The organism is Streptomyces sp. NRRL F-6676 (assembly GCF_000725625.1).
In the GTDB taxonomy this organism is placed as follows: Bacteria; Actinomycetota; Actinomycetes; order Streptomycetales; family Streptomycetaceae; genus Streptomyces.
Genome location: NZ_JOHS01000050.1, coordinates 1 through 12,727 on the forward strand (window position 1 = coordinate 1; position 12,727 = coordinate 12,727).

General features: G+C 73.4%; 11 protein-coding genes and 1 pseudogene. 10 read left to right on the forward strand and 2 right to left on the reverse strand.

What is annotated here, in order from left to right; all coding sequences use genetic code 11:
- Both IO29_RS25320 and mycP read left to right on the forward strand, forming a co-directional pair.
- Positions 1-845: hypothetical protein (locus IO29_RS25320; RefSeq protein WP_037840594.1), on the forward strand; the 845-nt coding region annotated here is incomplete at its 5' end.
- Positions 842-2,095 (forward strand): type VII secretion-associated serine protease mycosin, encoded by a 1,254-nt coding sequence (gene mycP, locus IO29_RS25325; RefSeq protein WP_051707886.1) that lies wholly within the window; start codon positions 842-844, stop codon positions 2,093-2,095. The genes IO29_RS25320 and mycP, both read left to right, overlap by 4 nt.
- A gap of 9 nt (positions 2,096-2,104) precedes the next feature.
- Here the strand turns inward: mycP and IO29_RS25330 are convergent, their stop codons facing one another.
- Complete coding sequence (locus IO29_RS25330) at positions 2,105-3,100, reverse strand: serine hydrolase (RefSeq protein ID WP_030381829.1); 996 nt, start codon at positions 3,098-3,100, stop codon at positions 2,105-2,107.
- Between the two features lie 152 nt (positions 3,101-3,252).
- Here IO29_RS25330 and IO29_RS25335 point away from each other — a divergent pair, with 152 nt between their 5' ends.
- Positions 3,253-3,984, forward strand: coding sequence for an SseB family protein (locus IO29_RS25335; protein WP_030381830.1), 732 nt, complete (start codon positions 3,253-3,255; stop codon positions 3,982-3,984).
- Positions 3,985-4,002: 18 nt separating this feature from the next.
- Here IO29_RS25335 and IO29_RS25340 read toward each other — a convergent pair whose 3' ends face one another.
- Positions 4,003-4,401, reverse strand: a complete 399-nt coding sequence (locus tag IO29_RS25340; RefSeq protein WP_030381831.1) for a DUF1844 domain-containing protein — start codon at positions 4,399-4,401, stop codon at positions 4,003-4,005.
- Positions 4,402-4,825: 424 nt separating this feature from the next.
- Between IO29_RS25340 and infC the strand changes: the two are divergent.
- The 7 genes and pseudogenes from infC to pheT all read left to right on the forward strand — a co-directional run bounded on the left by infC (position 4,826) and on the right by pheT (position 12,517).
- Positions 4,826-5,513, forward strand: a pseudogene (gene infC / locus IO29_RS25345) (translation initiation factor IF-3).
- A 110-nt stretch (positions 5,514-5,623) separates the two neighbouring features.
- Positions 5,624-5,818, forward strand: a complete 195-nt coding sequence (gene rpmI / locus IO29_RS25350; protein WP_003977225.1) for a 50S ribosomal protein L35 — start codon at positions 5,624-5,626, stop codon at positions 5,816-5,818.
- A gap of 98 nt (positions 5,819-5,916) precedes the next feature.
- Entirely contained in the window at positions 5,917-6,300 is a 384-nt protein-coding gene (gene rplT / locus IO29_RS25355; protein ID WP_030381833.1) for a 50S ribosomal protein L20, read from the forward strand.
- A 332-nt stretch (positions 6,301-6,632) separates the two neighbouring features.
- Positions 6,633-7,481, forward strand: coding sequence for a TrmH family RNA methyltransferase (locus tag IO29_RS25360; RefSeq protein ID WP_030381834.1), 849 nt, complete (start codon positions 6,633-6,635; stop codon positions 7,479-7,481).
- A gap of 48 nt (positions 7,482-7,529) precedes the next feature.
- On the forward strand, positions 7,530-8,738 hold the full coding sequence (locus IO29_RS25365; protein WP_030994031.1) for a sensor histidine kinase: 1,209 nt from the start codon (positions 7,530-7,532) through the stop codon (positions 8,736-8,738).
- A 147-nt stretch (positions 8,739-8,885) separates the two neighbouring features.
- Positions 8,886-10,013, forward strand: a complete 1,128-nt coding sequence (pheS, locus tag IO29_RS25370) for a phenylalanine--tRNA ligase subunit alpha (RefSeq protein ID WP_030381835.1) — start codon at positions 8,886-8,888, stop codon at positions 10,011-10,013.
- Positions 10,013-12,517 carry a phenylalanine--tRNA ligase subunit beta gene (pheT, locus tag IO29_RS25375; protein ID WP_030381836.1) on the forward strand — a complete coding sequence of 835 codons (2,505 nt, stop codon included), beginning with the start codon at positions 10,013-10,015 and terminating at the stop codon, positions 12,515-12,517. The genes pheS and pheT overlap by 1 nt, the downstream gene beginning before the upstream one ends.
- Positions 12,518-12,727: the final 210 nt, after the last annotated feature.

Here is a 12,727-nt window from a genome sequence, read left to right on the forward strand (position 1 = left end):
CCACAACCCCCCGCCCCCGCCCCCACATCACCCTCGCCGACCCCGAAACGTTCGACACCCGCACGAGCCGCCCCCACCCCTTGGGCGACCGCATACGCACGAGGGCCGCCGCAGCGGCGGCCTGCCTCGTGCTGGGCGCCGGCCTCCTCGGCGGCGCGGCCACCGGCAGCTGGCTCACCGGCGGCGACCCGGCCGACGACGACGCCCGCACCACCTACACCGCCGCCGCCGACCTCTGGCACACCCTCCCCGTCGACCGCCTCTTCCCCCCCACCGTCGACGGCGACGGCGCCGGCCCCGGCGGCTCCGACCGCACCTGGACCCGCGTCGCCGTAGCCCCCGACACCACCTGCGCCCACGCCTTCGACCCGCTGCTGCGCAAGGCCCTCGCCCCCGTCGGCTGCCTCCGGCTCCTGCGCGCCACGTACACCGACGCCACCCGCAGCCATGTCACCACCGTCGGCCTGCTGTTCACCCGCGCCGACGCCACCGCCATGGCCGCTCTGAAGGCCCGCTTCGCCAAGCAGCGCCTGGACCGCCGCGCCGACCTGATGCCCCGTCCGTACGCCGCGAAGGACACCGTCGCCGCGGACTTCGGCGACGCCCAGCGCGCCTCGTGGACCCTGTCCGTGCTCACCGACGCCCCGGTCGTCGTCTACGCCGTCTCCGGCTTCGCCGACGGCCGTAGGGTCACGGACCCCGAACCCGCCGCGGCGGCCATGGAGTCCGGCGCCACCACCGCCCCCGCCCAGGCCGGCCTCGGCCACGAGGCCAAGGGCCTCGCCGACCGCGTCGAACGCAAGCTGCGCACGGCGGTCGCCTCCGCCACGGAGGAACCGTCATGACGACCCGCACCCGCACCCGCAGCCGCACCCGCACCCACGGCCCTCGCCCTCACCCCCACGCCCCCCGCCCGCACCGCACCCGCCGCCGAGCCGCCCGCCTCCTCACCCCCCTCCTCGCCGCCGCCTTCGTCGCCCTCACCCCCGCCGGTACCGCCCACGCCGACGGCATACGCGCCCAGCAGTGGGCGCTGGACGCGATGCACACCAGCGAGGCGTGGGCGACCACCAAGGGCAAGGGCGTCACCGTCGCCGTCCTCGACACCGGCGTCGACGACCAGCACCCCGACCTGGCCGGCAACGTCCTGGCCGGCAAGGACATGATCGGCTTCGGCGCCGGCCGCGGCGACCGCCCCTGGGCCCGGCACGGCACCGCCATGGCGGGCATCATCGCCGGCCACGGACACGGCGCCGGCCACGCCGACGGCGTCCTCGGCGTCGCCCCGGAGGCCAGGATCCTCCCCGTCCGCGTCATCCTGGAGGAGGGCGACCCGGCCCGCACCAAGGCTCGCGACACCCGGGGCAACGCCCTGGCCGAGGGCATCCGCTGGGCCGCCGACCACGGCGCCGACGTCATCAACCTCTCCCTCGGCGACGACTCCGAGTCCGCCCACCCCGAACCGGCCGAGGACGAGGCCGTCCAGTACGCGCTGAAGCGGGGCTCCGTCGTCGTCGCCTCCGCGGGCAACGGCGGCGAGAAGGGCGACCACATCTCCTACCCGGCCGCCTACCCGGGCGTGATCGCGGCGACCGCCGTCGACCGCTACGGCACTCGCGCCGCCTTCTCCACCCGCCACTGGTACGCCACCGTCGCCGCGCCCGGCGTGGACGTCGTCATCGCCGACCCCGACCGCCAGTACTACGAGGGCTGGGGCACGAGCGCCGCCTCCGCGTTCGTCTCGGGTGCGGCCGCCCTGGTCAAGGCCGTCCACCCGGACCTCACCCCGGCCCAGGTCAAACAGCTCCTGGAGGACACCGCCCGCAATGCCCCGACCGGCGGCCGCGACGACGCCCGCGGCTTCGGCCTCGTCGACCCCGCGGCGGCCCTGAAGGCGGCGGCCCGGCTGGAACCCCGGCAGCTGCACGCCGCCGCCTACCCCGAGAAGTACTTCGGCCCCGGCCCCGACAGCACGGACGACGACGGAGGCTCCACCGGCTGGGCGGGCCCCCTCGCGGGCGGCCTGGGCGCGGTCCTGCTGGTGGCGGCCGTGGTCCTGTGGCGCACCCGGCACCCGTCGGACGGCCCTGTCTGACCGGGTCTCCTACGAAGCCCCGGAGAGCACCCCGACCGCCGCCCGGGCCGCCGCCTCCACCACCGCGATCCCCTTGGCCTGCGTGGCGTGCCCCTCGGACAGCACGGCCACCAGACAGTGGTCCCCGCCGGCCGCCGTGATCCGCCCGACGCTGTTGACGTCCCACAGTCCCGTGGTGCTCCGCGCCAGCCACCCGTTCTTCAGGGCGTACGCCGCCGACGCCGAACCGGCCGCCGCGGACACCCCCCAGCTCTGGTCCGTCTCGACGTTGCCCATCAGCCCCTGGAGATACGACCGCGAGGCCTCGTCCAGGAGCGGGTCGGCGGCCGCCCCGCCTTCGCCGAACACCTGCTGGAGCAGGAGCAGTTGATCGGCCGAGGTGGTCTGCGTCAGCCCCCACAGCGGTCCGTCGCCGCCCTGTGTGGCCGTCAGCCCGAACCGCTTGTTGGCCGCGTCGAGACCGTCCGCCCGCCCGATCGTGTCCCACAGCGCGGAGGCGGAGGTGTTGTCGCTGTTCTCGATCATCGCGGTGGCGTACGTCTTCTCCTGCGCGGTCAGCGACCGGTCCGCGTCCTGCGCCTGGAGCAGCAGCGCCGCGAGGATGTCGACCTTGACGATGCTCGCCGTGTCGAACGCCGCGTCGCCGTACGCGGCGTGCTCACCGGAGTCCACGTCGAGCACGGCCACCGACACCCGCGCCCCGTCCGGGAGGGCGACCCCCTTCATCGCCGCGGCCAGCGCCTCGCCCCGGTCCACCGACGGATCCGTCGCAGGTTCCACCGAAGCCTCCCCGCTCCCCGAAGCCGAAGCCGCGTCCGAACCCGCGCCGGACGCCGCCGTCGAGGGCGACGATACGGCGTGATCGCCCCCGTGCGCCTGCCCCCGCACATACACCGTGCCCGCGGCCGTGGCGCCCGCGACGGCGGCGGTCACGAGGAGCACGACGAGCAGGGGACGGCGCCGGGAGGGGCGGGCGCGACGGCGGGACGCTCTTCGGGACTCCATGCCCGCGATGCTCGGAGCACCCGCTGTGCGCCCCATGGGACGCGCATGAGACAGGGATCAGAGAGCCCTGAGAAAATCGTGAACGCACGGACCGCCGTGCCCGCCCGGACCCGTACGGGCGGGGCCGCCCGCCCCCGATAGGGTCGGTGACCGTGGCGAACAAGAACATCCCCGACCCCGGCTTCTCCGACGACGACGGCACCGCCGACCCCGCGCTGAGCGCCGCGCTCGCCGCCTGGGCGGAGGACCGTTCCGCGCACGGGCCCGTCCTGGCGGCGCTGGAGGGCGCCCGGCTGCTCGTGCCCGTCGTCGCCGTGCTCGGAGAGGTGGAACAGGACGAGAACGGGCTGCGCCGGGAGAAGACGAGCGACATGGCCGTGCCCACGCTGAAGGCCGGCGGGCGCACCGCGCTGCCCGCGTTCACCTCCACCGCGTCGCTCGCCCGCTGGGACCCGGCCGCCCGCCCCGTGGCCGTCCCCCTGCACCAGGCGCTGCGGGCCGCGGCGCACGAGAAGGCGGACACGATCGTGCTCGACCTGGCGGGGCCGGTGCCCTACGAGCTGACCGGCCCGGCGCTCCGCGCCCTCGCCGAGGGGCGTACGACGACCGATCCGCTGGCCGATCCCGCCGTACGGGAGGCCGTGCGCGCCGCCGTCGCCGCCGAGCCCGCGGTGCTCGGCGCGTATCTGGGCCCCGGCCGGGCGGACGGCACGCTGGCGCTCGTCGTGGACCCGGAGGGGGCACCGGAGGACGCCGCCCGCGCGGTCGCCGGCCGTCTCGCGGCCGACGAGACGCTGCGCGCCCGCCTGGTGCGCGGGCTGGATCTGGCCCTGCTCCCGGCGGGCACGAACCCGCCGGGCGAGGCGCTGTACGTCAGGCGGTGAGAAGGAACGGGCGGGTGCTCAGCCGAAGACCGGGCCCGTGTACTTCTCGCCCGGGCCCTGGCCCGGCTCGTCCGGGACGAGCGACGCCTCGCGGAAGGCGAGCTGGAGCGACTTCAGGCCGTCCCGCAGCGGGGCGGCGTGGAAGGAGCTGATCTCGGTCGCGCCGGCGTCCAGCAGCCCGGCGAGGGCGGTCACCAGCTTGCGGGCCTCGTCCAGGTCCTTGTACGTGTCGCCCTCCTCGGTCAGCCCGAGCTTGACGGCGGCGGCACTCATCAGATTGACCGCGACGGTCACGATCACCTCGACCGCCGGGACCTCGGCGATGTCACGGGTCATGTCGTCGAAGCCGGGCGTGCCGGGGGCCTCGGGGCCCTGCGCGGAGGTGTCGGGGCCGTCCGAGGGGGAGGTGTCACTCATGAGGGACACGATAGGGCCCGCCGCCCGCCCCCTTGACACCGGAGCCGGGGAGGGGGGAGGGACCGGAGGCATGGGCGTCCGGCGGGTACGGTGGCGGCGGACACCGGATTAGCGCACGCCTCCGCCGGCTGCTAACCTTGTGTGACGACCGGCCGAACACTTATGTGTCCGGCCCGCAAGTGGAGGCTCCGATCTCCCACCCGACCGCCCTCCGGGACGGCGGGTCACCGGTCAGACGACGGTCATCGCTCCGTACTTCCCCGTACGGACGGTGCGGTCGTCCGAAAGCGCGCCCCGCGGTCGACCGCGGCGGTGCTCCGGCATTTCGGAGTTCCGCCTGTGTCCCGTCCGGGGCATTTTTGATGCGCCGCGATGGTTGGTCCCTATGTCACCCAGACAAAACACGGCTGTCCGCCAGACCGCCGTGTGGTGCTAACCGAGGAGGATCCATCAGCGCCGAGCCCCGCATCAACGACCGGATTCGCGTTCCCGAGGTGCGACTTGTCGGTCCCAGCGGCGAGCAGGTCGGGATTGTCCCGCTTGCCAAGGCCCTGGAGCTTGCGCAGGAGTACGACCTGGACCTGGTCGAGGTCGCGGCGAACGCCCGTCCGCCCGTGTGCAAGCTCATGGACTACGGGAAGTTCAAGTACGAGTCGGCCATGAAGGCCCGTGAGGCGCGCAAGAACCAGGCGCACACGGTCATCAAGGAGATGAAGCTCCGGCCGAAGATCGACCCGCACGACTACGACACCAAGAAGGGTCACGTCGTCCGGTTCCTCAAGCAGGGCGACAAGGTCAAGATCACGATCATGTTCCGTGGTCGCGAGCAGTCCCGGCCGGAGCTCGGCTACCGGCTGTTGCAGCGGCTCGCGGAGGACGTCCAGGACCTCGGTTTCGTCGAGTCGAACCCGAAGCAGGACGGCCGGAACATGATCATGGTTCTCGGTCCGCACAAGAAGAAGACCGAGGCGATGGCCGAGGCCCGCCAGGCGCAGGAAGCCCGCAAGGCGGAGGCGAAGGCCCACCCCGGCCGCTCGCAGAACGCCGCGGACGCCGACCAGGACGACGTCGACGAGGCCGAGCTTCCTGCCGAGGCTCCGGCCGAGGCGTGATCCCGGGGGCGCGAGCCTCCAGGACGTAACCGATACAAGAGCGACGTTCCACCGTGCCCGGTTCTCGGAACCGGGCACCGGAACGCCACCGACGAGGAGAGAACGGCGCTATGCCGAAGAACAAGTCGCACAGCGGTGCCAGCAAGCGCTTCAAGATCACCGGCTCCGGCAAGGTGCTGCGTGAGCGCGCCGGCAAGCGCCACCTGCTCGAGCACAAGTCGTCCCGCGTGACGCGTCGCCTCACCGGCAACGCCGAGATGGCCCCGGGCGACGCCGCGAAGATCAAGAAGCTTCTCGGCAAGTGACGTACGGCGCCGCTGAGCGCCGTACGCCGAGACCGGGACCCAGTCGTTTTCGGGCCGCGTGAGGACAGACCGCGGCCCCGCTACAAGGAGTCAATCAAGTGGCACGCGTCAAGCGGGCAGTCAACGCCCACAAGAAGCGCCGGGCGATCCTCGAGCAGGCCTCCGGCTACCGCGGGCAGCGTTCGCGCCTGTACCGCAAGGCCAAGGAGCAGGTCACCCACTCGCTGGTCTACAACTACAACGACCGCAAGAAGCGCAAGGGCGACTTCCGTCAGCTGTGGATCCAGCGCATCAACGCCGCTGCCCGCGCCAACGGGATGACGTACAACCGCTTCATCCAGGGTCTGAAGGCCGCGAACGTCGAGGTCGACCGCAAGATCCTGGCGGAGCTGGCGGTCAACGACGCGAACGCGTTCGCGGCGCTCGTCGAGGTCGCGCAGAAGGCGCTGCCGTCGGACGTCAACGCGCCGAAGGCCGCGTGACGTCGCGTCGGCGCTGAGCCGTCGCCGGATCGGACCCGCAGGCCCTCGCCGGCCTGCGGGTCCGACTGCGTCGGGGCGGTGGTGGTGCCGAGTGCGTTTTCGCCCCCGCCGCCCTTACCCTTCCCGTCCTTTCAAGGGGCTCCGCCCCTTGGACCCCGGGGGTGCGTTGTCGGCTGACCGCCGGTGGGGGCTGGTCGCGGCCCCGCGGCGGAGCCGCGCAGAGAACACGGCCCCGCGCCCCTTACGGGGCACGGTGAGCCGCGTAGAGAACACAGCCTGGCGCCCCTGCTGCCCGCATGCGGGTGCCCGTTCATCGAGCCTGAAGGTAGTCCATGCTCATCTCTCCCCGTTCACCCCGTGTCGGCGCCGCCCGGCGGCTCGGGCGGCGGAATTTTCGGGGGAAGAAGCGGCTGTTCCTCGCGGAGGGGCCGCAGGCCGTGCGGGAGGCGGCCGCGCACCGGGACGCGGGCGGTGACGCCACGCTCGTCGAGTTGTTCGTGACGGCCGACGCCGCCGAGCGGTACGCCGACATCGTCGGCGCGGCCCGCGACGCCGGGGCCCGCGTGCACCTCGCCGATGACGACGTCATCGCCGACATCTCCACCACCGTCACCCCGCAGGGCCTCGTCGGGGTGTGCCGGTTCCTCGACACGCCGTTCGAGGAGATCCTCGCCGCCCGGCCCCGCCTCGTCGCCGTCCTCGCCCACGTCCGCGACCCCGGCAACGCCGGCACCGTGCTGCGCTGCGCGGACGCCGCCGGTGCGGACGCGGTGGTCCTCACCGACGCCTCCGTCGACCTGTACAACCCCAAGGCCGTGCGCGCCTCCGTCGGCTCGCTGTTCCATCTGCCGGTCGCCGTGGGCGTCACCGTCGAGCGGGCCGTGGGCGGGCTGCGGGACGCCGGGGTGCGCGTCCTCGCCGCCGACGGCGCCGGGGCCGACGACCTCGACGACGAGCTCGACAAGGGCACCATGGGCACCCCCACCGCCTGGGTGTTCGGCAACGAGGCCTGGGGGCTGCCCGAGGAGACCCGCGCCCTCGCGGACGCCGTCGTACGCGTCCCGATCCACGGAAGGGCCGAAAGTCTGAACCTGGCGACCGCCGCGGCCGTATGTCTCTACGCGTCCGCGCGTGCACAGCGCGCCGCCGGAGGGTGCCGGTCCGTCACCGACGGCCAGTAGGGTGACCAGGGTTCGGGGCCCACGCCGGAAGAGAGGTGGGGTGCGGGGATGAGTGTCGGCACGAGCAGGGAACCGGGGATCGGGACCGGATCCGGGCCGGATTCCGGGGCCGGACCGGATTCCGGGTCCGGGGACCTGCGGGACGGTCGGGGCGGCCACGCCGGTGATTCCGACGCGGACCCGGCCGGGCCCGGCACCGACGCCGGTATCGACCCCGACGACCTCCCCGACGGCCTCGTCGTCGCCGACGAGCGCGGCCGCGTCGTCCGCTTCAACGCCGCCGCCGAGCGCGTCACCGCCCGCCGCGCCGCCGACGTCCTCGGCCGCCCTCTCGCCGAGGCCCTGCCGCTGGAGGACCTGGAGGGCCGCCGCTGGTGGCAGCTGACCGACCCCTACGGTGGCCTCGCCACCCGCACCCGCCAGCCGGAGCGCAATCTGCTGCTGCCCGGCGGCCGCGAGGTCCTGGTCTCCGCCCGCTACGTGCGCACCGAGCCCACCGGACCCGTCCGCCGCGTCGTCGTCTGCCTGCGCGACACCGAGGCCCGCCGCCGCACCGAGCGCAGTCACGCCGAGCTGATCGCCACCGTCGCCCACGAACTGCGCTCCCCGCTCACCAGCGTCAAGGGGTTCACCGCGACCCTGCTCGCCAAATGGGAGCGGTTCACCGACGACCAGAAACGGCTGATGCTGGAGACCGTCGACGCCGACGCCGACCGGGTCACCCGGCTCATCGCCGAACTCCTCGACATCTCCCGCATAGACTCCGGGCGCCTGGAGGTCCGCCGCCAGCCCGTCGACATCGGCGCCGCCGTCGGCCGGCACATCCAGGCCTACGTCGCCGCCGGACAGCCCGCCGACCGGTTCCTGCTCCGCCTGGAACACCCGCTGCCCGCGCTGTGGGCCGACCCCGACAAGATCGACCAGGTGCTCAGCAATCTGCTGGAAAATGCCGTGCGCCACGGCGAGGGAACCGTCACCATCGAGATCACGCCCTCGGCGTCCCCCCGCGAAGGGGAGGAGGCCGGCACGTCGGTCACGGTGAGCGACGAGGGCCCCGGCATCCCGGAGGAGTCCATGAACCGCGTCTTCACCCGCTTCTGGCGGGGCAGCAAGCGCGGCGGCACGGGCCTCGGGCTGTACATCGTCAAGGGCATCGTCGAGGCCCACGGCGGCGTCATCACGGTCGGCCGCGCCCCCGGCGGCGGCGCGCGGTTCCGATTTACGCTGCCCGTGGCGCTCCCGGCCTACCTCACCTGAGAGCAGGCCCCGACCCACGGGCGCATCCGCACACCTCACCCCCGTTAGACTTGGCCTTTGGCACCTTTGCGTCCCGAAGTCGGTGACGATCCCAGCTCGGATCGGTGACGGGGACCTTCAGCCAGCCAACCGGAAGCACGGGAAGAGATGTCGGCACCCAATAAGTCGTACGACCCTGTCGAGGTCGAGGCGTTGAAACCGGAACAGATCGAGCGCATGCGGGACGAGGCGCTCGCCGCCTTCGCCGCCGCGGACTCCCTCGACGCGCTCCACGAGGCCAAGGTCGCCCACACCGGCCCCGCCTCCCCGCTGGCCCTCGCCAACCGCGAGATCGGCGCCCTGCCCCCGCACGCCAAGGCGGACGCCGGCAGGCGCGTCGGCATGGCCCGCGGCGCGGTGAACAAGGCCCTGGCCGGCCGCCAGAGCGAACTGGAGGCCGAGCGGGACGCCCGTGTGCTGGTCGAGGAGGCCGTCGACGTCACGCTGCCGTACGACCGCGTCCCGGCCGGTGCCCGGCACCCGCTGACCACGATGATGGAGCGCGTCGCCGACGTCTTCGTCTCCATGGGCTACGAGATCGCCGAGGGCCCCGAGGTCGAGGCCGAGTGGTTCAACTTCGACGCCCTCAACATCGCGCCCAACCACCCCGCCCGCACCATGCAGGACACCTTCTTCGTCCAGGGCGTTGAGGGCGCCGAGGGCGAGGACAGCGGCGTCGTCCTGCGCACCCACACCTCCCCGGTGCAGGCCCGCAGCATGCTCGACCGCGAGCCGCCGGTCTACGTGGTCTGCCCCGGCCGCGTCTACCGCACCGACGAGCTGGACGCCACGCACACCCCGGTCTTCCACCAGATCGAGCTGCTCGCCATCGACGAGGGCCTCACCATGGCCGACCTCAAGGGCACCCTCGACCACATGGTCCAGTCGCTGTTCGGCCCGGAGATGAAGACCCGGCTGCGGCCGAACTACTTCCCCTTCACCGAGCCGAGCGCCGAGATGGACATGCTCTGCTACGTGTGCAAGGGCGCCTCCGTCGGCAACCCCGACCGGCCCTGCCGCACCTGCTCCTCCGAGGGCTGGATCGAACTCGGCGGCTGCGGCATGGTCAACCCCCGGGTGCTCACCGCCTGCGGCGTCGACCCCGAGAAGTACAGCGGCTTCGCCTTCGGGTTCGGCATCGAGCGGATGCTGATGTTCCGCCACAACGTCGAAGACATGCGAGACATGGTCGAGGGTGACGTCCGGTTCACCCGGCCGTTCGGGATGGAGATCTGATGCGGGTCCCGCTTTCCTGGCTGCGGGAGTACGTCGAGCTGCCGGCCACCGAGACCGGCCGCGATGTGCAGGCCAAGCTCATTTCGGCCGGCCTCGAGGTCGAGACCGTCGAACAGCTCGGCGACGGCCTCAAGGGCCCGCTCGTCGTCGGACAGGTGCTGACCATCGAGGAGCTGGAGGGCTTCAAGAAGCCGATCCGCTTCTGCACCGTCGACGTCGGGCAGGCCAATGGCACCGGCGAGCCGCAGGAGATCGTCTGCGGTGCCCGCAACTTCTCCGTCGGCGACAAGGTCGTCGTGGTGCTGCCCGGCGCCACCCTGCCGGGCGGCTTCTCGATCAGCGCCCGCAAGACCTACGGCAAGGTCTCGCACGGCATGATCTGCTCCTCCGACGAGCTGGGCATGGGTGACGACGGCACGCACGGCATCATCGTGCTGCCGCCCGAGTACGAGGTCGGCACCGACGCCATCGAGCTGCTCCAGCTCGTCGACGAGGTCCTGGACATCGCCGTCACCCCCGACCGCGGCTACTGCCTGTCGATGCGCGGCGTCGCCCGCGAGACCGCCATCGCCTACGGCATCCCGCTGCTCGACCCGGCGCTGCTCGACGTGCCCGCGCCGAACGCCTTCGGCCACCCGGTCAAGGTCGCCGACCCCTTCGGCTGCGACCGCTTCACCGCCCGCACGGTGACCGGCCTCGACCCCGAGGCCCGCTCCCCGATCTGGCTCACCCGGCGGTTGCAGAAGGCGGGCATGCGCCCGATCTCGCTCGCCGTCGACATCACCAACTACGTGATGCTGGAGCTCGGCCAGCCGCTGCACGCGTACGACCGCTCCCGCGTCCAGGGCACCATCGGCGTGCGCCGGGCCGAGGCGGGCGAGCAGCTGACCACCCTCGACGGTGTCACCCGGAAGCTGTCCACCGACGACCTGGTCATCACCGACGACCGCGGTCCGATCGGCCTGGCCGGCGTCATGGGCGGCGCCAACACCGAGATCGACGACGCCGAGGGCACCACCACCGAGGTCGTCGTGGAGGCCGCGCACTTCGACGCCGTCTCCGTCGCGCGCACCGCGCGCCGGCACAAGCTCTCCTCCGAGGCCTCCCGCCGCTTCGAGCGCGGCGTCGACCCGGAGGCGGCCTCCGCCGCCGCCCAGCGCACCGTCGACCTGCTGGTGCTGCTCGCCGGCGGCACCGCCGAGGCCGGTGTCACCGAGATCATCGCGCCCTCCGCGCCGCACACGATCACCATCCCGGCCGACCACCCGGACAGGGTGGCGGGCGTGGCGTACGGCCGCGAGACCGTCGTACGCCGTCTCCAGCAGATCGGGTGCGACGTGTACGGGCAGGACGAGCTGCTCGTCACCGTGCCGTCCTGGCGGCCCGACCTCACCGACCCCAACGACCTGGCGGAGGAGGTCATCCGCCTGGAGGGCTACGAGAACCTGCCCTCCACGCTGCCCCGGCCGCTGCCCGGCCACGGGCTGACCGAGCGGCAGCGGCTGCACCGCAGGGTCGGCCGCGCGCTCGCCGGCGCCGGATACGTCGAGGCGCTGAACTACCCGTTCCTCGGCGAGGCCGCCCTCGACCAGCTCGGCCTGGACGCCGACGACCCGCGCCGGACGCTGGTCACCCTCGTCAACCCGCTCTCCGACGAGGAGCCCGCCCTCCGTACGACGCTGCTGCCGGGCCTGCTCGGCGCGCTGCGCCGCAACGACGGGCGCGGCAGCCACGACCTGGCGCTGTTCGAGACCGGCCTGGTCTTCCGGCCCACCGGCGAGGAGCGGATCCCGGCCCGGCTGCCGGTCGACCGCCGGCCCTCCGAGGCCGACCTGGCCGCGCTCGACGCGGCACTGCCGCGCCAGCCGCGCCGGGCCGCGGTCGTCCTGGCGGGCGCCCGCGAGCAGGCCGGCTGGTGGGGCAAGGGGCGCCCGTCCGACTGGGCGGACGCGATCCAGGCGGCACGGGTCGTCGCCGGCGAGTACGGCGTGGAGCTGACGGTCCGCGCCGAGCAGCACGCGCCGTGGCACCCCGGGCGGTGCGCGGGGCTCTACGCGGTGGTCGACGGCGCGGAGACGCTCGTCGGACACGCCGGTGAGCTGCACCCGCGGGTCGTCAAGGCGATGCACCTGCCGGAGCGGACGTGCGCGGCGGAGGTCGAACTCGACGTGCTGGAGCGGGCGGGGGAGGGCGTCCTCGGGGCGCCCCGCATCTCGACGTTCCCCGTCGCGACGCAGGATGTCGCGCTCGTCGTCGACAAGGCGGTCCCCGCGGCCGACGTCGAGGCCGCGCTGCGCGAGGGTGCCGGTGAACTCCTCGAGTCCGTCCGGCTGTTCGACGTCTACGAGAACGCGGAGCAGCTGGGGGAGGGGCGCAAGTCGCTGGCGTACGCGTTGCGCTTCCGCGCGGGGGACCGGACGCTCACGGTCGACGAGGCGTCGGCGGCGCGCGACGCGGCGGTCGCCCTCGCGGGCGAGCGGACGGGGGCGACACTGCGGGGCTGACGCCCCGGGCCCCTCTGCACAAGGGGGTTCGCGTCGTGCGTCGGCTGCGGCCGGTACATGGTTGCTCGCGCAGTTCCCCGCGCCCCTGATCGGGCGCGCAGCGCCCCTCCAAGGGGCGCGGGGAACTGCGCGACAAGCCACGATGCATCCGCAGTTGACGTACACACCCGCACGCCCCCGGCGTTTCCCAGGTACCCCCGGTGAGCCTTG

Bases quoted from the DNA above. Each gene is read 5' to 3' on its own strand.
- mycP (WP_051707886.1), top strand. From the start codon at position 842: ATGACGACCCGCACCCGCACCCGCAGCCGCACCCGCACCCACGGCCCT.
- IO29_RS25330 (WP_030381829.1), bottom strand. From the start codon at position 3,100: ATGGAGTCCCGAAGAGCGTCCCGCCGTCGCGCCCGCCCCTCCCGGCGC.
- IO29_RS25340 (WP_030381831.1), bottom strand. From the start codon at position 4,401: ATGAGTGACACCTCCCCCTCGGACGGCCCCGACACCTCCGCGCAGGGC.
- rpmI (WP_003977225.1), top strand. From the start codon at position 5,624: ATGCCGAAGAACAAGTCGCACAGCGGTGCCAGCAAGCGCTTCAAGATC.
- IO29_RS25360 (WP_030381834.1), top strand. From the start codon at position 6,633: ATGCTCATCTCTCCCCGTTCACCCCGTGTCGGCGCCGCCCGGCGGCTC.
- IO29_RS25365 (WP_030994031.1), top strand. From the start codon at position 7,530: ATGAGTGTCGGCACGAGCAGGGAACCGGGGATCGGGACCGGATCCGGG.
- pheS (WP_030381835.1), top strand. From the start codon at position 8,886: ATGTCGGCACCCAATAAGTCGTACGACCCTGTCGAGGTCGAGGCGTTG.
- pheT (WP_030381836.1), top strand. From the start codon at position 10,013: ATGCGGGTCCCGCTTTCCTGGCTGCGGGAGTACGTCGAGCTGCCGGCC.